At 69.9% G+C, this 18,934-nt stretch carries 19 protein-coding genes; 9 read left to right on the top strand and 10 right to left on the bottom strand.

Translation table 11 applies throughout. The annotated features are described in order from the left end of the window. Positions 1 to 129 precede the first annotated feature (129 nt). The 4 genes from OG700_RS06990 to OG700_RS06975 form a co-directional block, all read right to left on the bottom strand. Positions 130 to 447: an ArsR/SmtB family transcription factor gene (locus OG700_RS06990; protein ID WP_405610515.1), complete on the bottom strand. Its 318-nt coding sequence runs from the start codon at positions 445 to 447 to the stop codon at positions 130 to 132. Between the two features lie 119 nt (positions 448 to 566). Next, entirely contained in the window at positions 567 to 1,427 is an 861-nt protein-coding gene (locus OG700_RS06985; protein ID WP_405610512.1) for an alpha/beta fold hydrolase, read from the bottom strand. A gap of 34 nt (positions 1,428 to 1,461) precedes the next feature. Further along, positions 1,462 to 2,739 (bottom strand): YeeE/YedE family protein, encoded by a 1,278-nt coding sequence (locus OG700_RS06980; RefSeq protein WP_405610509.1) that lies wholly within the window; start codon positions 2,737 to 2,739, stop codon positions 1,462 to 1,464. 274 nt (positions 2,740 to 3,013) lie between these two features. Then, on the bottom strand, positions 3,014 to 3,760 hold the full coding sequence (locus tag OG700_RS06975; protein WP_405610506.1) for a TetR/AcrR family transcriptional regulator: 747 nt from the start codon (positions 3,758 to 3,760) through the stop codon (positions 3,014 to 3,016). A gap of 227 nt (positions 3,761 to 3,987) precedes the next feature. Between OG700_RS06975 and OG700_RS06970 the strand changes: the two genes are divergently transcribed. Further along, on the top strand, positions 3,988 to 6,219 hold the full coding sequence (locus OG700_RS06970; protein ID WP_405610503.1) for an MMPL family transporter: 2,232 nt from the start codon (positions 3,988 to 3,990) through the stop codon (positions 6,217 to 6,219). A 181-nt stretch (positions 6,220 to 6,400) separates the two neighbouring features. Here OG700_RS06970 and OG700_RS06965 read toward each other — a convergent pair whose 3' ends face one another. Beyond that, the gene (locus OG700_RS06965; RefSeq protein ID WP_405610500.1) at positions 6,401 to 7,099 is read right to left on the bottom strand and encodes a phosphotransferase family protein; all 699 of its coding nucleotides are present in this window, start codon (positions 7,097 to 7,099) and stop codon (positions 6,401 to 6,403) included. Positions 7,100 to 7,418: 319 nt separating this feature from the next. Here OG700_RS06965 and OG700_RS06960 point away from each other — a divergent pair, with 319 nt between their 5' ends. Next, a complete protein-coding gene (locus OG700_RS06960) occupies positions 7,419 to 7,946 on the top strand; it encodes a hypothetical protein (protein WP_405610497.1) in 528 nt (175 codons plus the stop codon). 46 nt (positions 7,947 to 7,992) lie between these two features. Here the strand turns inward: OG700_RS06960 and OG700_RS06955 are convergent, their stop codons facing one another. Then, positions 7,993 to 8,232 carry a DUF397 domain-containing protein gene (locus tag OG700_RS06955; RefSeq protein ID WP_405610494.1) on the bottom strand — a complete coding sequence of 80 codons (240 nt, stop codon included), beginning with the start codon at positions 8,230 to 8,232 and terminating at the stop codon, positions 7,993 to 7,995. A 65-nt stretch (positions 8,233 to 8,297) separates the two neighbouring features. Further along, positions 8,298 to 9,074: a Scr1 family TA system antitoxin-like transcriptional regulator gene (locus tag OG700_RS06950; protein WP_405610491.1), complete on the bottom strand. Its 777-nt coding sequence runs from the start codon at positions 9,072 to 9,074 to the stop codon at positions 8,298 to 8,300. A gap of 372 nt (positions 9,075 to 9,446) precedes the next feature. On the opposite strand from OG700_RS06950, the gene OG700_RS06945 reads away from it, so the two are divergent. The 7 genes from OG700_RS06945 (at position 9,447) to OG700_RS06915 (ending at position 16,414) form a co-directional block, all read left to right on the top strand. After that, positions 9,447 to 10,079, top strand: coding sequence for a TetR/AcrR family transcriptional regulator (locus OG700_RS06945; protein ID WP_405610488.1), 633 nt, complete (start codon positions 9,447 to 9,449; stop codon positions 10,077 to 10,079). A 9-nt stretch (positions 10,080 to 10,088) separates the two neighbouring features. Beyond that, the gene (locus tag OG700_RS06940; protein ID WP_405610486.1) at positions 10,089 to 11,042 is read left to right on the top strand and encodes an NAD-dependent epimerase/dehydratase family protein; all 954 of its coding nucleotides are present in this window, start codon (positions 10,089 to 10,091) and stop codon (positions 11,040 to 11,042) included. Positions 11,043 to 11,144: 102 nt separating this feature from the next. Further along, the gene (locus OG700_RS06935; protein ID WP_405610483.1) at positions 11,145 to 13,607 is read left to right on the top strand and encodes an ATP-binding cassette domain-containing protein; all 2,463 of its coding nucleotides are present in this window, start codon (positions 11,145 to 11,147) and stop codon (positions 13,605 to 13,607) included. Positions 13,608 to 13,748: 141 nt separating this feature from the next. Next, positions 13,749 to 14,180 (top strand): cell division protein SepF, encoded by a 432-nt coding sequence (locus OG700_RS06930; RefSeq protein WP_405610480.1) that lies wholly within the window; start codon positions 13,749 to 13,751, stop codon positions 14,178 to 14,180. A gap of 72 nt (positions 14,181 to 14,252) precedes the next feature. Beyond that, the gene (locus OG700_RS06925; protein WP_405610477.1) at positions 14,253 to 14,675 is read left to right on the top strand and encodes a nucleotide pyrophosphohydrolase; all 423 of its coding nucleotides are present in this window, start codon (positions 14,253 to 14,255) and stop codon (positions 14,673 to 14,675) included. A 196-nt stretch (positions 14,676 to 14,871) separates the two neighbouring features. After that, the gene (locus tag OG700_RS06920) at positions 14,872 to 15,342 is read left to right on the top strand and encodes a DUF6099 family protein (RefSeq protein WP_405610474.1); all 471 of its coding nucleotides are present in this window, start codon (positions 14,872 to 14,874) and stop codon (positions 15,340 to 15,342) included. 151 nt (positions 15,343 to 15,493) lie between these two features. Beyond that, complete coding sequence (locus OG700_RS06915) at positions 15,494 to 16,414, top strand: LLM class F420-dependent oxidoreductase (protein WP_405610471.1); 921 nt, start codon at positions 15,494 to 15,496, stop codon at positions 16,412 to 16,414. An 82-nt stretch (positions 16,415 to 16,496) separates the two neighbouring features. On the opposite strand, the gene OG700_RS06910 is transcribed toward OG700_RS06915, so the two are convergent. The 3 genes from OG700_RS06910 to OG700_RS06900 all read right to left on the bottom strand — a co-directional run bounded on the left by OG700_RS06910 (position 16,497) and on the right by OG700_RS06900 (position 18,814). Continuing rightward, positions 16,497 to 17,183 carry a type 1 glutamine amidotransferase domain-containing protein gene (locus OG700_RS06910; RefSeq protein WP_405610468.1) on the bottom strand — a complete coding sequence of 229 codons (687 nt, stop codon included), beginning with the start codon at positions 17,181 to 17,183 and terminating at the stop codon, positions 16,497 to 16,499. A gap of 108 nt (positions 17,184 to 17,291) precedes the next feature. Further along, positions 17,292 to 17,888: a TetR/AcrR family transcriptional regulator gene (locus tag OG700_RS06905; protein WP_405610465.1), complete on the bottom strand. Its 597-nt coding sequence runs from the start codon at positions 17,886 to 17,888 to the stop codon at positions 17,292 to 17,294. Between the two features lie 89 nt (positions 17,889 to 17,977). Continuing rightward, on the bottom strand, positions 17,978 to 18,814 hold the full coding sequence (locus tag OG700_RS06900) for an alpha/beta fold hydrolase (RefSeq protein WP_405610462.1): 837 nt from the start codon (positions 18,812 to 18,814) through the stop codon (positions 17,978 to 17,980). Positions 18,815 to 18,934: the final 120 nt, after the last annotated feature.

Below are 18,934 nucleotides of genomic sequence, written 5' to 3'. Positions count from 1 at the left end.
GAACGGGCGGGCGGACGACGCTACTTCCCCGACACGCCCTGTTCGGTGTCCAGCAGCCCCGTCGCCACGTCCTGCACCCGCGCCCGCCACGCGACCATCGGTCGGCAGGGTCGTTGCCGGGGTGCGCGGTCATGAGGAATCGTCCTCCATCGCGTCGAGATGCCGTTCGAGCGCGTCGAGACCGCCGGTCCACAGATGCCGGTAGTGCGCGAGCCAGGCGTCGAGCTCGGCGAGTGGTTCCGGGGCCAGTTCGTACCAGCGGCGCTGGGCGTCCTGCCGGACCCGTACGAGTCCGGCGTCCCTCAGTACCCGCAGGTGCTTGGAGGTGCCGGGCTGGCTCAGGCCGAGCCGGTCGGTCAGCTCACCGACCAGATGCGGGCGCTCCAGGAGCAGGTCGAGGATCTTGCGCCTGCTCGGCTCCGCGAGCACGTCGAACGGTATGGGCATACCCCGATCATACCCACGCGATTATATAACCGCAAAGGAATGAAAGCGTCGCGCCCCGAGCCGAACCCCGAGCCGAACCCCGAGCCAAACCTTGAAACCCCCGCCCCTACGCCCCGCCCCTACGCCCCGCGCCGCGCCCTACGCCCCGCCCCCGCCACCAGCCAGTCCATCGCCACCGGACACGCGTCGAGCACCGACACATGCCCGTCCTCGGGCCGTACCCACAGCTCGCCCCGTGCCAGACCGGCGAGCATCGCCCTGGCGTGCGCGGGTGGTACGACCCGGTCGCGGCTGCCCTGCACGAGCAGTACGGGCGCGGTCACCTCCGCCAGGTCGAAACCCCACGCGGTCGCGAAGGCAATGTCGTCGTCGATCAGCCCGTCGGGCCCGGCCCGCCCCGCCTTCACCGCGTCGGCCCCCAGCGACGCCCACGCGCCCTCCAGCGCCGCGAAATCGGCGGAGATGAAGCTCGCGGGGTCGAACTCGTCCGTCGCCGCGTACAGTTCGCGCGCCTCGCGCCCGTCGGCGGCGGCCCGCAGACCGCCGGGCGACACCATCCCCTCGTACCAGTCGAAGTCCTCCGTGTACGGCGCGATGCCCGCCAGGCAGACGGCGCCCGTCACCCGGTCCGGCAGCAGCGCGGCGCACGCCAGCGCGTGCGGTCCACCACCGGACGCCCCCATCACCGCGAACGACCCGACGCCGAGCGCGTCGGCGATCCGTTCCACGTCGGCGGCGGCCGATGCCACGTTCCGGCCCGGCAGCGGGCTCGAACCTCCGTAGCTGGGGCGGCCGTACGTCACCAGCCGGATGCCGCGCGCCGCCGCCGCGGCGAGCAGGGGCTCCAGCGGGGCGCCGGTCTGCGGCGAGCCGTGATGCCAGAAGACGGTCAGCCCGTCCCCGCGCGGGGCACCGCCACCGCTGTCGTACGTCCGCAGCGTGCGCCCGTCGCTCAGCTTCACGTCCTGTTCGATGACCACCCGGCTCAGCCTACGGCGGCCCGCCCGGCCCGGCTCAGCAGATCCCGTCCCCCGGCTTGGGGTTGCCCAGCGCGAACAGCGGGCGCAGCCGTATCCCCGCCCATGTTCCGAGCAGGGCGGTGGCGCCCCAGATCCAGCCGTGCAGACTGCCGGACGCGATACCCGCGAGGTACGCGCCGATGTTGCAGCCGCCCGCCAGCCGTGCGCCGATCCCCATGAGTACGCCGCCGAGTACCGCGGCCACGGCGGTGCGGCCGGGGACGCCCCGGTGCAGCGCCCAGGTCCCGCCGAGCGAGGCGGCGACCGCCGCGCCGATCATGATGCCGATGTCGGTCAGGCTGTTCTTGTCCTTCAGTACGGGCCCCGCGAACATCTCGGCGTTGCCCGGCTGCTGCCAGAACGACCAGCCGGCGGGGTTGCCGCCGAGCGCGTCGACGACCCGCGAACCCCACAGGCTGAACGCGCTGGTGACACCCCACGGCCCGCCGGACACCAGCAGCACACCCGCGCCCAGTACGGCCAGCGCCAGCGCGCCGGCTACCAGCGGCCACGAGCCGCGCAGCACGCGCGCCGCGCCCTTCGCGCTGGGCGGGGTGCCGATCGGCGGCGGGTTGCGGCGCGCCTGTACGCGGCGGCTCACCAGCACGATGACGCCCAGTACGGCGATGGTCACCGCCCAGGAACCGAACCACCCGACGTGGTCGGAGAGCAGCACCGGTTCGAGCGCGGGCAGATCCTTCCACAGGTCGAACTGCCAGGCGGCGACGGTCGAACCGACGATGAAGCCGCCGAGCGTCAGCACGATGGACGACTGCCCGGAGCCCACGGCGAACAGCGTGCCCGACGCGCACGCGCCGCCGAGCTGCATACCGACGGCGAAGACGAACGCCCCGACGAGCAGCCCGACGCCGAGCGGCCCCGCCGACGGCGCGGGCACGGACCCGAACAGCCCCGTGCCGCTGCCGATGATCAGCGCGAAGAGAGTGGCGGTGGTGCCGAGGAGCAGGGCGTGGGCGCGTAGCCCCTGCCCGTTGCCGACGGCGACCAACTGCCGCCAGGCGGAGGTGAATCCGAACCGTGAGTGGAAGAGCGCGAGGCCCAGACCGAGCCCGAGCAGCAGGAGCGAGCCCGGCTTGGCGCCGTGCGTCGACCACACGTACGCGGTCAGCGTGACGGCCAGCAGCCCGGACACTGCGAGCGGCACCCGCCGTACCGGAGGCGCGGGTTGGGCCTCGGGGGCGGGGGAGGAGGTCGGGGAGGGGACGAGCAGCGCGGCGGGGTTGGCGCGGCGCGGGGGAGCGGTGGTGGTCACGGCTGTTCTCCGGAGTCGGTGGTCGGCGGCTGGGCGCGGGGGCTCGACTCAGGAACAACAGAGGTTGTCGTCGACGCACCACACCGAGTTCGCGAAGCACGCGAGACAGAGGAAGTGGGCAGGTGCGGACATGGCGGCGAGAATAGCGCTCACTTTCGATTCGCCGCACACGTATCTCACGGACCGGACCGGAGCGACCCGGACCGGCCTGGACTCGACCGACCCGGACCGGACCGGACCGGCCTGGACCTTCGTGGTGCCGGACGCGGCGTGCTTACGTACGTACGGGGATGCGGCGGTTGATGTCCGTGGTCATGTTCCGCATCGCCATGCGGAAGATCTCGGCCTGGTGGTCACCGAGATACGCGGTGTGCCCGAACACCTCCAGGACGACGAGACCGTGCATGTGCCCCCACGCGCCCAGGAAGAGGGCGGCGGCGGGTGCCGGCAGTCTTCCCAGGCCGCCCGGTGGCAGGTTCTCCAGGTAGGTCCGGAGCTCGGGCGAGAGCGCGGGGATGTCGGCCGCGGCGAGTTGAGCCTCGGTGAAGCCGTCGAACATCTCGTGCTCGAACAGCGCCCCCATCCGCCGCACCGCCTGGGTGGTCGGGCCCTCGACCGGTGCCGTGTAGTACCGCAGCGGTGTTCCGTAGAGCAGTTGGAAGCGCTCGGGATGGGCGATGCCCCAACGGCGGTACCCCTCGGTCGCGATCACCAGGCGGGGCAGCTCCGCGTCGCCTTCCACCGCGGCCACGTCGCCGTCCACCGCGGCTCGCACCGCGTCCGCGAGGTCGTCGTACGCCTTCGCGACGAGCGCGGTGACGAGGGCGTCCCGGCTCGGAAAGTAGTGGTAGAGCGCCTGCACGGTCATGTCGAGGCTGCGCGCGACCGCCCGCAGGGACAGGGCCGCGGGTCCGTGTTCGCCGAGCTGGAACTCGGCGGCGTCCAGGATCTCTTGGGCCGCGGCGGCCCGGCGCCGCTGGCGCAGCGAGGGTCGGGCCGATACGCGTTCGTCAGCGGGCATGCGCCCACCGTATGAGCGGCATCAGGAATTTGAACAGTGTTAGAAAAATCTCGCACTGCCAAACCCCGCGCCACCCCACTTACCTTCATCGCGGCGACGAAGAGTGCGACACCGACACCGCACCTGGTCCGACGGGATGAAGAGCCTCCGTCGAGCACTGCGCCGGCCCCCTCATGCGCCTGGCCGCATCACGTCGTTTTCATGCAAGGAAGCAAAGGAGATCATGCGTGTTCGAACGCATAGCCGAACTGGCGATTCGCCGGTCCCGGCTGGTACTCGTCGTCGCCGTCGTGGCGGTGGCCCTCATGGGTGTCGCGGGCGCCGGCGCATTCAGCAAGCTGCTGGGCGGCGGTTTCGCCGACCCCGACTCCCAGTCCACCCGGGCCGGCCAGGTCATTGACGAGAAGTTCGGCGGTGAGACGAACCTGGTTCTGCTCGTCCGCGCCGCCGACGGCCGTATCGACACCCCGGCCGCCGAGAAGAGCGGCCAAGCGCTGGTGGCCGACCTCAAGAACGAGAAGACCCTCGCGAACGTCGTCTCGTACTGGGAGACGGACAGCGCGGACCTCCGCTCCCGGGACGGCCGCGAGGCCATGGTGCTCGCCCACGTCAAGGGCGATGAGACCCAGCAGCAGAAGAACGCCGCGGAACTCCTCGACGAGTACACCGGCACCTACGGGGACGCCCTCACGGTCAAAGCCGGAGGCGGCGCCGCCGTGGGCGCCGACATGTCGACACAGGTGGTCGACGATCTGATCCTGGCCGAGGCCATCGCCATCCCGCTGACGCTGATCCTGCTCCTGTTCGTCTTCGGCAGCGTGGTCGCCGCCCTGCTGCCGCTGGCCATCGCCGTCATCGCCATCCTCGGCTCGTTCGCCCAGCTCTCCCTGCTCGGCAGCATCACCGACGTATCCAACTCCGCGACCAACCTCACCACGGCCCTCGGCCTGGGCCTCGGCATCGACTACGCCCTGCTGATGATCAGCCGCTTCAGGGAACAACTCGCCACCGGGGCAAGCGTGGACGACGCCGTCCGAAGGACGGTCAACACCGCCGGCCGCACCGTCGCGTTCTCCGCCGCGACCGTGGCCGCCGCGCTCGCGGCGCTCCTGGTGTTCCCGCAGTACTTCCTCAGCTCCTTCGGTTACGCGGGGGTCGGCGTCGTCGCCGTCGCCGCCATCGGTACCCTGTTCGTGATGCCGGCCCTGTTCGTCGTCCTCGGCCACCGCGTCAACAGCGGAAAGCTGCCGTGGGCGAAGACCGTACGCCCCGAGGGCCGCACCTCCGTGTGGGGACGCCTGGCACGCACCGTCATGCGGCGGCCCGCCCTCACCGCGCTGCCCGTGCTCGCGGTCATGCTGCTGGCGGCGAGCCCCCTGCTGGGCATCACCTTCGGCACGCCGGACGAACGCGTACTGCCCGAGGACGCCGCGAGCCGCCAGGTGGCCACGGCGCTGGAGAAGAACTTCAACGGCAGCGACGCCGCCGCCCTGCACATCGTCATCGAACAGCGCGTGAGCGAGGCCCCCTTGGGGGCGTACGCGGCAGAACTGTCCCAGCTCCAGGGCGTGGAGCGCGTCGAGACCAGCGCGGGCACCTTCGCCGACGGACAGCCCACACAGGCCGGCCCCGGCAACGCCGCCCTCGGCCGCCCCGACGCGCAGCGGATCAGCGTCGTCAGCTCCTTGACGCCGAGGTCGGACGAGGCGCAGGACCTGGTCGGGGACGTCAGGGCGCTGAGCCCGCCCGCTGGATCGCACCCCCTGGTGGGCGGTGTCGACGCCGAACTGGTCGACTCCAAGGCATCCATCAGCGGCAAACTCCCGCTCGCCGTGGCCCTGATCGTCATCACCACCTTCATCCTGCTCTTCCTGTTCACAGGAAGTGTGGTGCAGCCGCTGCGTGCCCTGGTCCTCAACGTGATCAGCCTGGGAGCGACCCTCGGCGTCATGACCTGGATCTTCCAGGACGGCAACTTCTCCTCCCTGCTCGGCTTCACGGCGCAGCCGATGGAAGTGTCGATGACGGTGCTGATGTTCTGCATCGCCTTCGGCCTCTCCATGGATTACGAGGTGTTCGTCACCAGCCGGATCAAGGAGCTCCACGACCTGGGCGAGGACAACGAGTCCGCCGTGACCAACGGCCTCGGGCACACCGGAGGCATCGTCACGGCGGCGGCCTGTCTGCTCGCCGTGAGCTTCTTCGCGTTCGGTACGGCCCAACTCAGCTTCATGCAGATGTTCGGCCTGGGCAGCGGGCTGGCCATCCTCATCGACGCCGTCGCCGTACGCGGTGTGCTCGTCCCGGCCGCGATGCGCCTGCTCGGCCGCTCGGCCTGGTACGCGCCCGGCTTCCTGCGCACGTTCCACGGCCGGTTCGGCCTCAGCGAGGGCGGCCCGACGCCCCCGCCCGAGCCCGCGGCGGAGCCGTCGTACGAGAAGGCGTCGACGGGAGCCTGACCGCTGGGTAACGCGCTCTGCGGCCGTGCCGGGGTCCGAACGCAGCCCGTCCGGCGTCTGCGGACGGACCTTTGACCGGATGGGCCAGATCCTGGCCTGTCCGGTCAGCGGCCGTACCGCGGCCGATTCCAGCCCGTGCGGCGTTTGAGGACGAACCGGCCGCCGGACGGCCCCGGCCAACTCACCCCCGCCGCGACGACAGCCACCGCAACGCCCCGCGCCCCAGCCCCGTCATCATCGCCTCCAACCGAGGATCCGTACCCGTACCCGTACCCGTACCCGTACCTGCACCCGCGTCCGCGTCCGCCGAGTCCATCGAGCACGCCGCCGCCAGCAGAAACCCCGCCTGCGCCGAGATGAGCACGTCCACCGCCTCCGGATCGACGCCCCTCAGTAGAGGATGACGCGCGGCGTACGGCTCCGGGTCGAGCCCACTGAGCGCCACACTCCCGAGCAGCATCACCAGATCCGCGTACGCCGGTCCGGTCCACGCGTGCGGCCAGTCCACGACCACCACCCGCGCGTCGGTGATCAGCACGTTGAACGGATACAGGTCCCCGTGCGCCGGCGTCTCCCCGGCGATCGCCTCGGGCAGCCGCGCCTCAAGGGCGAGATGCCCGTCCAACGCACGGGCGGCGTCCGGAGCGACCACGGCCGGCTTGGCGAGCGACCGGGGACTGTCCGCCAGCCGCGCCCAACCTCCCAACCGGGGTGACACGCCGCCCGAGTTGAGGCGCGGCGCCGGCGTCAGCCGCTCCGCCACACCGCGAGCGGCCCCCGCGTCGACGGCCTTGGCGAACGCCCTCCGCCCATCGGCCAGTCGCAGCCGTGCCGCGAGCCTGTCGGAGAACCCGCCCCTCTGACTCGTGGCCGCCGTCACCGTCCCCCGAGCACGTCCTCGGTGCCCGTCCGCACGGCACGGGGGAGTTCGTGCCACGGCATTCGCCGGCTGCCGGTGAACGCGTCGTCGTCGGTCGTCATGTCTCTCCAGAGATCGAAAAGGAGCCGAGGCGGGAATTCCGTTTACCCGCTCGAAATAAAACTCGGGAAGCCGTGCAACCCTCGGGGAAGATCCCGTGTCTGCCTATGTGTTCGGAAGTAATTCCAGCAGACAGCATCGGGCCCAATAGCCGAGCGGTAGCCGCCAATGGCGGGCCCGTGGGTCTACTGCGCCCTTGTGCTCAGAGAAAGGTGTTCCTATGCGCTACACGAAGCGCGCGGTCGTGGCCGCGGCCTGCGCATTCGCCATGATCCCGGCGGGCGCGGCGGTCGCGGGCGACGGCCCGGCACCGGCCCCGTCGAAGTCGTCCAAGACGGCGCAGTCGACCACACCGACCGAGGCGGGAAACCCGGCGAGCGCGAAAGCGCGAGTGGCGGGAGTCTGTGCCGACGCCTACCAGGTCGGAAAGACAGCGTACATCGACAGGGCCGGGGCGCACATCGCGTCGGTCAAGCAGTTCTACTCGAAGACCTGCAACGAGAATTACGGGTATCTCTGGGTCTGGGATTCATTCCGTAAGACCAACAAGGATTACGACGTCAGCCTCGCTGTCTACAGCTACAGCCAGGACGACTTCTTCGGCGGGCAGGCGTGGACCGACCACAACGGCCAGGAATTCTGGTCGGGGGGTACGGCCACGGTGAAGGACTGCACGGCGGCGGTCGGCTCCCTCCGCAGGGCGGGCGACCCGCTCGCGGGCCAGGCGGCCAGCCAGAAGATGTGCTGACGAGAGTGGGGTGGCCCGAGGAGACTCGGGCCACCCTGTCAACGTGTCAACGCGCGGCGAGCTGGGTGGTGAAGGCGGCCCAGGCGGCGGGGGCGAGGGTGAGCCGGCCGATGTGGGGGTCTTTGGAGTCCCGTAGGAGTACGGCGTGAGGCTGGGCGGCGACCTCGACGCAGTTGTCCCCGTCACCGCTGCTGTAGGTGCTCTTCGACCAGGCGACTTCGAGGCAGTTGTCGCCTCCATCACCGCTGTAGCCGCTCTTGAACCAGGTCAGTTCAGTGGTGCTCATTGCGCTCCTCGCATCTGCTCCAGCAGGCTCACGGTGGCCTGACGGCTCAGGGCCTGTGAGCGCGTCTACCCATAGCGCTGAAGCATGGAACTCGCCAGTTTCGGATCCCTCAGCAGAATGCCGCTGTCATGACCTTCGACGTAGCCGATCCACTGGTGGTCCGATGTCTCCGCAAGGTGCAACTGACCGACGGAGCCCCCGTGGTCCTCTTGGCGCAGCGGCATGAGCTGGATCTCGACGTTGCGGTGCGCGCCCGCTTCCAGTAGCCGGTCAACGGCCGCTCCGGTGACTTTCCGCCCTCCCAAGTCCCGCTCCAAGAGGGCTTGTTCGATGATGAGGCTGAAAGCGGTATTCGGTCGTTCGACGAGGAGTCGCTGGCGTTCCAGACGAGCGGCCACCTGTTGTTCGAGTTTCCCCTCGCTCAGTGGCGGCAACCTACGCTCGGAGATTGCCCGGATGTACGACTCCGGCTGCAACATCCCAGGAATCACCCGGCACTCGTACGCGTACAACGAGATCGCCGTCTCCTCGATGATCGCCCACTTCTTGAACCACGACGCCAGCCCCGCTCCCTTCATGAGACTGCTCTCTCCGGCTTCAAGCACCCGCCTCGCGACCGGTCCCAGCACAGGCTCCGCCCGTTCCGCCAGGCTCTTCGGAGGGAACCGCTTCCCCTGCTCGATCTTGGCGATGTAGTGCACCGAGTACCGCACCCGCGGCGCGAACTCCTCCTGCGTCAGGCTCGTTTCCTCCCGCAGCGCCTTCAGGACCGCCCCGTAGGTCTTGAGACTGTCCGACGTCTCAGGTTCACTACTCGCGCTGCCATCGCTGTCCGCCGCCATACCCGTTCGCCTCTCCGCCACCCGGCGCGGTGCCCGGCTCGCGCGGCGGCCGGCCACCCAGCAGCTCGACGCGTGGGGCATTCCCTACGGCTCCGAGCCGTCCGACGCGGCGGTCCTCGTGGTCGCCGAACTGGCCGCGAGCGCCGTGCTGCACGGCCAGGTCCCCGGGCGGGACTTCGCGCTGCGGCTCGCGTACAACACGGCCAAGAACCTCGTACGGATCGAGGTGACCGACACCCACAACGCGATGCCGGCACGGGCGCCGCGCGGCGCCGCCGGCGAGGAGCGGGGGCCTACGTACCGGCTTCCCGGGAGGAGCCTGAGGCACTACCGTACAAAGCAAGTACTTACTTGCCGCTTCTTGGAGTGCTCATGTCGGACACCCGAGCGCGGATATTGGGCGAGGCCATGCGCCTCTTCGGGGAGCTTGGCTACACCGCCACCACGATCGCCAAGATCGAGGAGGCGGCAGGGCTCTCCCCGGGATCCGGGGCGCTGTACAAGCACTTCCGCAGTAAGAAGGACATCCTGAGCGTCGGCTTGCGTGAGCGCATTCGTAAGAAGGACGCGCTCACCACCCTCCTCGGTACAGAGGCCCCCGCTCCGGCCGCGCCGCCGGCCACGCTCACCACCCCCCGCGCGCTGCTGCGCGCCGTCGCGAAGTCCGGGCTGGAGCGGCTGGCGTACGAGCGGGATGTGAACCGCATCCTGGTCCAGGACCTCGCAGCCTTCCCCGAACTGCTGGAGGAGTTCCGTACGGCCGAGGTCGCACGGAACCACGCCGCGCTCACCCAGCTCCTCCAGACCCACTCGACCCCCAACTCTCCGCAGCCGGACTGGTCGGCCGTCGCCGCGATCCTTCAGGACGCGCTCTCGCACTACTGGCTGATGGCCGACATCTACGGCGGCACCCATCCGACCGGGGTCACCGAGGACGCGTATCTGGACACCCTCACCGACCTGGCACTGGGACTCGCCGGTGTTCCCGCATCGGCTGCCTCCTAAGGAGGAGTCATGAAAGTTCTCCTCGGCGGAGCCTCCGGCACGCTCGGCCGCTTCCTCGTACCCCAGCTCATCGCGGCGGGCCATGACGTCATCGGCGTCACACGCGGCGCGCGGGCCGCCGACCGCCTCACACGTGCCGGCGCGACCGCCGTCGTGGCCGACGTGCTCGACCGGGGCGCGCTGCTCACGGCCGTGGACGGACTGACCGCCGACGCCGTCGTCCACGAACTCACCGCGCTGACCAAGGCGCCCGCGCGGTACGGCGACATGGAGCCGACCAACCGGCTGCGCGTCGAAGGGACCCGTAACCTGCTCGACGCGGCACGGCGGTTGGGGGCCACCCGCTTCCTCACGCAGTCGATGTTCCTCGGGTACGGCTTCCGGGACCTGGGACGTGAACCGTTGACGGAGGACGCGCCGTTCGCCGTGCCCACGGGTGCCAGGACGGCCCCGGTGCTCGCGGCGCTGAAGTCCACCGAGGATCAGGTCCGGGGCGCCGCCCCCGGCATCGAGGGCATCGTCCTGCGGTACGGCCTCTTCTACGGAGGCGACACCGACGTCTTCGCCGCGCTGCTGCGCAAGCGCCGACTGCCGGTGCCGTCCGGGCGCTCCGGGACGCTGGCCCTGATCCACCACCGGGACGCGGCGTCCGCGACCGTCGCCGCGCTGGAGCGCGGGGTCGCGGGGCGCGCCTACAACGTCGTGGACGACACCCCGGCCACGTGGCGCGAGTTGATGGACGAGATCGCCCGTACGAGCCGTACGCCCAAACCGCTCGTGCTCCCCGCCGGACTGATCCGGCTCGCCGCTCCGTACATCGGCGAGGTGATGACCCGCGTCGATGTACGGATCTCCAACGAGCGGGCGCGGACGGAGCTGGGCTGGACGCCGCGCCATCCGGGCTACCGGGACGGCCTGGCGGGGGGCGTGGCCACCGGGGGCCGGGCCGACGGTCAGCGGTAGGGCAGGGCCGGGCAGGAACGGAGAAGCGCTGGTCACCGAGCCGCATTAGCGTGACTGGTATGACGGCCGTGACTGCGGCCCCGTCTCGCAGATGGAGTCACGATGCGTAAGGCCACGAGCACGAGGACGAAGACGAGCACGAGGACGAGCGCGAGGACGAGCACGAGGACGGACACCCGCTCGCCCGCGCCGCGCGCCGCCGGCAGCCATGATCTGATCCGCGTGCACGGGGCGCGTGTGAACAACCTCAAGGATGTCAGCGTCGAGATCCCCAAGCGCCAGCTGACGGTGTTCACCGGCGTCTCGGGCTCAGGCAAGAGCTCCCTGGTGTTCGGCACGATCGCCGCCGAGTCGCAGCGGCTGATCAACGAGACGTACAGCGCCTTCGTCCAGGGCTTCATGCCGACGCTCGCGCGGCCCGAGGTCGACGTACTCGAAGGGCTGACGACGGCGATCATCGTGGACCAGCAGCGGCTGGGCGCCGACCCCCGCTCCACGGTCGGCACCGCCACCGACGCCAACGCGATGCTCCGCATCCTCTTCAGCCGGCTCGGCAAGCCGCACATCGGCTCGCCCGCCGCGTTCGCCTTCAACGTCGCCTCCGTGCGGGCGAGCGGCGCGATCACCGTCGAACGCGGCAACCGCAGGGCCGTGAAGGCGACCTTCAGCCGTACCGGCGGCATGTGCACGCGCTGCGAGGGCCGGGGCACGGTCTCCGACATCGACCTCACCCAGCTCTACGACGACTCCAAGTCGCTCGCCGAGGGCGCGTTCACCATCCCCGGCTGGAAGTCCGACAGCTTCTTCACCGTGCGCGTCTACGCGGAGTCGGGCCTCCTCGACCCGCACAAGCCGATCCGTAGGTTCACGAAGAGAGAGATGCAGGACTTCCTCCACCGGGAGCCGACCAAGGTGAAGGTCGAGGGAGTGAACCTCACCTTCGAGGGACTCATCCCCAAGATCCAGAAGTCCTTCCTGTCCAAGGACAGGGAGGCGATGCAGCCGCACATCCGGGAGTTCGTGGACCGGGCGGTCACCTTCACCACCTGCCCCGAGTGCGACGGCACCCGGCTCAGCGCGGAGGCCAGATCCTCGAAGATCAAGAAGATCGGCATCGCCGACGCCTGCGCGATGCAGATCAGCGACCTCGCCGACTGGGTGCGCGCGCTGGACGAACCGTCCGTCGCGCCGCTGCTCGAAGCGCTGGGCGGGACCCTCGACTCGTTCGTGGAGATCGGGCTGGGCTACCTCTCGCTCGACCGCGCGTCGGGCACGCTGTCGGGCGGCGAGGCGCAGCGCGTCAAGATGATCCGCCACCTCGGCTCCTCGCTCACCGACGTCACCTACGTCTTCGACGAACCCACCGTCGGCCTGCACCCGCACGACATCCAGCGGATGAACAACCTGCTGCTACGCCTGCGGGACAAGGGCAACACGGTGCTCGTCGTGGAGCACAAGCCGGAGACGATCGCGATCGCCGACCATGTCGTGGACCTCGGGCCCGGCGCCGGTACGTCGGGCGGCACCGTCTGTTTCGAGGGCACCGTCGAGGGGCTGCGGGCCGGCGGCACCCTCACCGGCCGCCATTTCGACGACCGGGCCGTCGTCAAGGAGACGGTGCGCGAGCCGACCGGGGCGCTGGAGATCCGCGGCGCGACGACGCACAACCTGCGCGGCGTCGACGTCGACATCCCGCTCGGGGTGCTCACCGTCGTCACGGGCGTCGCCGGCTCCGGCAAGAGCTCGCTCGTGCACGGATCGCTGGGCAAGGGCGCGGGCGCCGCCGGGGTCGCCGGTGCTGAGGTGGTGGTGATCGGGCAGGGCGCGATCCGCGGCTCGCGACGGAGCAACCCGGCGACGTACACCGGACTGCTCGACCCGATCCGCAAGGCGTTCGCCAAGGCCAACGGCGTGAAGCCGGCGCTGTTCAGCGCCAACTCCGAGGGCGCCTGCCCCAACTGCAACGGTGCCGGAGTCATCTACACCGACCTGGCGATGATGGCCGGGGTCGCCACCGTCTGCGAGGAGTGCGAGGGCAGGCGGTTCCAGGCATCGGTGCTGGAACACCACCTCGGCGGCCGCGACATCAGCGAAGTGCTCGCGATGTCGGTGGCCGAGGCCGAGGAGTTCTTCGGCGGCGGCGAGGCGCACACACCGGCCGCGCACCGCGTCCTCGACCGGCTTGCCGACGTCGGGCTCGGCTACCTCACCATCGGCCAGCCCCTCACCACCCTGTCCGGCGGCGAGCGGCAGCGGCTCAAGCTGGCCACCCACATGGGCGAGAAGGGCGGCGTCTACGTCCTGGACGAGCCGACCAGCGGCCTCCACCTCGCCGACGTCGAGCAACTGCTCGGCCTGCTCGACCGGTTGGTCGATTCCGGCAAGTCGGTCATCGTGATCGAGCACCACCAGGCGGTCATGGCCCACGCCGACTGGATCATCGACCTCGGCCCCGGCGCGGGCCACGACGGCGGCCGGATCGTCTTCGAGGGCACCCCCGCCGATCTCGTCGCGGACCGCTCCACGCTCACCGGCGAACACCTCGCGGCCTACGTCGGTGCCTGACCGAGGCACCGACGCACCGACGCACCGAGGCACCGACGCTCCAAGAATGCCCCGTGCCTGATCCGTGTCGCTGTTGGGCCGAACGGGTGAGGGGCGGGAGGATGGCCGTATGCAGACACAGTGTGCGGGTGAGGTGATCCGGTGAGCAGATACGGCGGTTACGACAGGTACGACAGATACGACAGATACGACAGGTACGACGCCACCGACGAGCAGTGGGAGGGCCTGGCCCAGGTCGTCCCGCTGCGGGGCCGAAACGAGTGGCCCTCGCGCGTCGACCACCGGACGGTGCCCGAGGACTACGCGGCCGAGCAGCGGCGATTCGTCGTCCTGAGGGTGCGGGTCTTCGCCGACGCGCGGGACGTCGCGGAGCATCTGATCGCGCAGATCCCGGTACTCCTGGACCTGACCGGCGCGGAGACGGATGTGGCCAAGCGCATTCTGGACTTCAGCAGCGGGGTCGTCTTCGGGCTGGGCAGCGGCATGCACCGGGTCGACCGCAACGTTTTCCTGCTCGCGCCGATCGGCACCGAGGTCGAGGGGATCGCGGCGGCGGCCATTCGGCACCCGTGACGAGACGGCCGTGACGGGCCGTGCCGCCGGTCACGGGACAGCCGTGACAGGAACCCTGATACACCTGGATCCGTGACGGAACTGGATCTGGATGTAGCGGGATTGCGGCGCAGGCTGGTGGAGTTCGCGGCGGCACGGGAGTGGGAGCCGTACCACACGCCGAAGAACCTGGCGGCGGCGCTGAGCGTCGAGGCGTCCGAACTGCTGGAAATCTTCCAGTGGTTGACGCCCGAGCAGTCGGCACGGGTGATGGACGACCCCGGGTCGGCGCACCGCGTGCGGGACGAGGTCGCGGACGTGCTGGCGTATCTGCTCCAGTTCTGCGACGTGTTGGGGATCGACGCGCTCACCGCGCTCGCCGAGAAGATCGACCGGAACGAGCTGCGCTTCCCGCCGAGCGGCGACCGACCCGTCTCCGCGCCCCAGTCCGCGTCCCAGTCCGTGCCGCCGCCCGTTCCGCCGTCCACGTCGCCGCTTCCGTCCACGTCGGACTGATTCGTCACTCTGTGGAGTGAGTGAGTTATCCACAACTGGCTTCCTGTCCACAGATTTCCGAATTCCTCTGGTCTTTCTGTTGCCAACACCTCACTCTGGGTAATGAAGTAAGTGAGCGGAGTGTTCGACAGACGGGGACGGACGGACGGACAGACAGGCAGACGGATAGACGGACAGACGGAGACGGGGATGGCACATGGACGCGGAGAGGCTGATCGGGGCCGGCCGGGTTGCCTTGGCCCGGAGCGGTGCGGAGCTGGACGTGGTGGCGGAGGCCTGGCAGGCGCAGGCTCTCGCCCAGGCGATCGGGGACCAACTGGCCCTGCACGGACCGCAGGAGCTACGGACGGAGGCAAGAGGCCTCGCTGAAACGGGCGCGCGGGGCGGCGCGTCACCCGATCACCCCTCGATGCGCGCCGGGGGGATACGGGCGGCACGGCTCTCGACGGTGACGGACGCGCGGAGTGCGCTGACCGGACTCGGTGTGCTGCTGGGCGAGGTGGGGATCGCGCTGGTCTCGGTGGCCTGCGGGACGGACGAGGAGGGGTTGTACTGGCAGTGCATCGAGGCCATCGACGCGGCTGACGAGTCGAACGACCGGGTGCTCGGCATGCTGCGCAAGCTCACCGAGCAGGACGAGGTGCGTGAGCGGGTGCGGGAGAGGTGACGACCCGCCCTGGAGAAGAACGCGAAAAGAGACGCGGCAGGAGACGCGGCAAGAGACGTGGAAAGGGACCCGGAGGAGAACGTGGCGGGGAACGGGGTGGACCTGGCGAGGAGGCGCGGGCGACGAGCGCGCCAGGGTGCAGGATGGATGCATGGATCTTCGAATCTTCACCGAGCCCCAGCAAGGGGCGAGCTACGAGACACTGCTGACCGTCGCCAAGGCGACGGAAGACCTTGGCTTCGACGCCTTCTTCCGCTCCGACCACTATCTGCGGATGGGCTCGGGCGACGGTCTTCCCGGACCCACCGACGCCTGGATCACGCTGGCCGGCCTCGCCCGCGAGACCAAGCGGATCCGGCTCGGCACCCTCATGACGGCGGGCACCTTCCGACTGCCGGGCGTGTTGGCCATCCAGGTCGCACAGGTCGACCAGATGTCGGGCGGCCGGGTCGAACTGGGCCTGGGCGCGGGCTGGTTCGAGGAGGAGCACCAGGCATACGGAATCCCCTTCCCCAAGGAGAAGTTCGCCCGCCTTGAGGAGCAACTGGCCATCGTCACGGGACTGTGGAGTACGCCGCCGGGCGAGACGTTCTCGTACGACGGGGCGCACTACCAACTGGCCGGCTCGCCCGCGCTGCCCAAGCCGGCCCAGCCCAAGGTCCCGGTCCTGATCGGCGGACACGGCGCGACGCGCACCCCGCGCCTCGCCGCGCAGTACGCGGACGAGTTCAACATCCCGTTCGCCTCGATCGAGGACAGCGAGAGGCAGTTCGGCCGCGTGCGGGACGCGGCGGTCAAGGCCGGCCGGAAGGCCGACGACCTGGTGTATTCGACCGCACTGGTCGCCTGCGTGGGCAGGACGGACGCGGAAGTGGCCCGCCGGGCCGCGTCCATCGGACGGGAGGTGGAAGAGCTCAAGGCGAACGGACTTGCGGGCTCGCCCGCCGAGGTCGTCGACAAGATCGGGCAGTACGGCGCCATCGGCGCCTCCCGTATCTACTGCCAGATGCTGGACCTGGACGACCTCGACCACCTGGAACTGCTCTCCTCCCAGGTCCAGTCGCAGCTCTGAACGTCGGGTACCGCTCGTCCGGCGCTTGAGGGCAGGGCGGCGTCACCACGGGGGTGCTCAGGCGCGGTTGGCGGTGTCGGTGTCAGCCGGTCTGGGTGACGAGGGTGAGGAGGGCGTCGGCGGCGGGGGCGGAGGAGGCCGGGTTCTGGCCGGTGACGAGCAGGCCGTCGGTGAGGACGTACGGTTCCCAGTCGCCCGCCTTGGAGTAGTCGCCGCCGAGCCTGGTGAGTTCGTCCTCGACGAGGTAGGGGACCACGTCGGTCAGGCCGACGGCGGCTTCCTCCCCGTTGGTGAAGCCGGTGACCCTCCGGCCCTGGACCAGGGGGGCGCCGTCGGGGGCGGTGGTGTGGCGCAGGACGCCGGGAGCGTGGCAGACCAGGGCCAGGGGCTTGCCCGCGCGCAGGGTGGCTTCGATGAGCCGGATGGAGTGCTCGTCCTCGGCGAGGTCCCACAGGGGGCCGTGGCCGCCGGGGTAGAAGACGGCGTCGAAGCCGTCGGCGGAGACGGTGTCGAGGCGGACGGTGCCGTCGAGGGCGGCTGTGGCGCCGGGGTCGGACTCGAAGCGGCGGGTGTCGTCGGTCTGGAAGTCGGGTTCGTTGCTCTTCGGGTCCAGCGGGGGCCGCCCGCCCTTGGGTGAGGCGAGGACGATATCGGCGCCGGCGTCCTTGAAGCGGTAATAGGGGGCGGCCAGTTCCTCCAGCCAGAAGCCGGTCTTGCGGCCGGTGGTGCCGAGTTGGTCGTGCGAGGTGAGGACGATGAGGACCTTCACGATCTCTCCTTGGGTGGGGGTGACAGTGGACCGGTCGTCTCCCGCGAGGTGCGGCGAGGCGACCGGGGACAGGGCTGCCGTGGTGCGTGGGTGGGCTGTTGCCGCCTGTTACAGGTGCAGAAGCCGGCGGGTGGCCGCCGTCGTGGTGTCGAGGTGGCTGATGTCGCGGTGGATCTTGGCCACGATGCTGGCTCCGAGCCACATGTCGTACAGGATCTGCGCGGTGGCGCGAGGGTCGCCGTCTGTGGTGTCGACGGTCAGCGAGCCGTCCTTGCGGCCGGCGGCTATGGTCCGTTCCAGACGGTCCACGGCGGCGGTGGTGCCCTCCTTCAGCGCGAGCCGCATGGTCTCCGACAGGTCGGAGACCTCCGCGCCGAGCTTGACGACCAGACACTTGCCCTGGCATTCGTCGACGCCCTGCGTCTCGCGCCAGTTCTGCCAGTAGTTCATCAGCCGCTGCGCCGAGGTCAGGCCCGGCTCGGCGAGGGTGCGGTCCATGTCAGCGAGGTAGTCGGCGAAGTAGGACCGCATCATCGCCTCACCGAAGGCGTCCTTGGAACCGAAGTAGTGGTAAAAGGACCCCTTGGGCACGCCGGCCTCGCTGAGGACTTCGTTGATGCCCACGGCGGCGAACCCCTTGTGGGCCATGATCCGCTGAGCGGCGTCGAGAATGCTGCGGCGGGTGTCGCCGTGGATGGCTGGCATGATTCTCACCCTACCCCCGAATAGACCAGTCGTCTATCGGGGTTCGCGCGGGGCCGCCCGCCGCCCCTGCGGCACTGCGCCATGGGAGTTCACTGGCCGAGGAAGTCCAGGAGGACTTCGTTGACCTCGGCGGTGTGGGTGGTGAGCAGCCCGTGCGGGGCGCCCTCGATCTCGACGTACCGGGCGGCGGGCAGGGCCTTGGCGAAGCGGCGTCCGGTGGCGTCGATCGGCAGGGTGCGGTCCGCGGTGCCGTGCACGATCAGCGCGGGGACGTCGATACGGGGGATGTCGGAGCGGAAGTCGGTGGGCCAGGTCAGGGGCGCGGCGGCCGAGGCGATCGGGCCGGCGCCGGCCGCGACGTTCCAGGCGTTGCGGACGGCTTCCTCGCTCAGCCGGGTGCCGAGGTTCTCGTCGAGGTTGAAGAAGTCGCTGTAGAAGCCGGTGAAGAAGGCGTACCGGTCCTTCTTCGCCTTCTCGGAGATCTCCTGGAAGAAGGAGAGCGGGGCGGCGCCGTCGGGGTTGTCGTCGGTGATGGCCAGGTACGGCTCCAGGGAGGCCAGGAAGGCGGCCTTGCTGACGCGGCCGGAGCCGTAGGCCGACAGATAGCGCGCGACCTCGCCGGTGCCCATCGAGAAGCCGACGAGGACCGCGTCGTGCAGGTCCAGGGACTCCATGACAGTGTTCAGGTCGGCCGCGAAGGTGTCGTAGTCGTAACCGGTGGCCGGCTGGCTGGACTTGCCGAAGCCGCGCCGGTCGTAGGTGATGACCCGGTAACCGGCGTCGAGCAGGGCCGGCGCCTGTCCCTCCCAGGAGTTGCCGTCCAGCGGGTAGCCGTGGATCAGTACGACCGGCTGTCCGGCGCCCTTGTCCTCGTAGTGCAGTTCGATGTCCGTGCTGTTCTCGGTGCCGACCTTGATGCGTCCCATGATGCTTGCCCTTTCCGGGAGTTCGGTGTGCCGTGTTCCGACGCTGACGACTATACGACCGGTCTACTCTGCCGTCAACTGGTCCACACGGAGACCCCACCGCGACGGAAACAGTCCCGT

Origin of the sequence: Streptomyces sp. NBC_01508 (assembly GCF_045040315.1) — a bacterium.
Lineage (GTDB): Bacteria > Actinomycetota > Actinomycetes > Streptomycetales > Streptomycetaceae > Streptomyces.
Note: the sequence above shows the minus strand (reverse complement) of the source record. Positions and strands in the feature narration are given on the sequence as shown.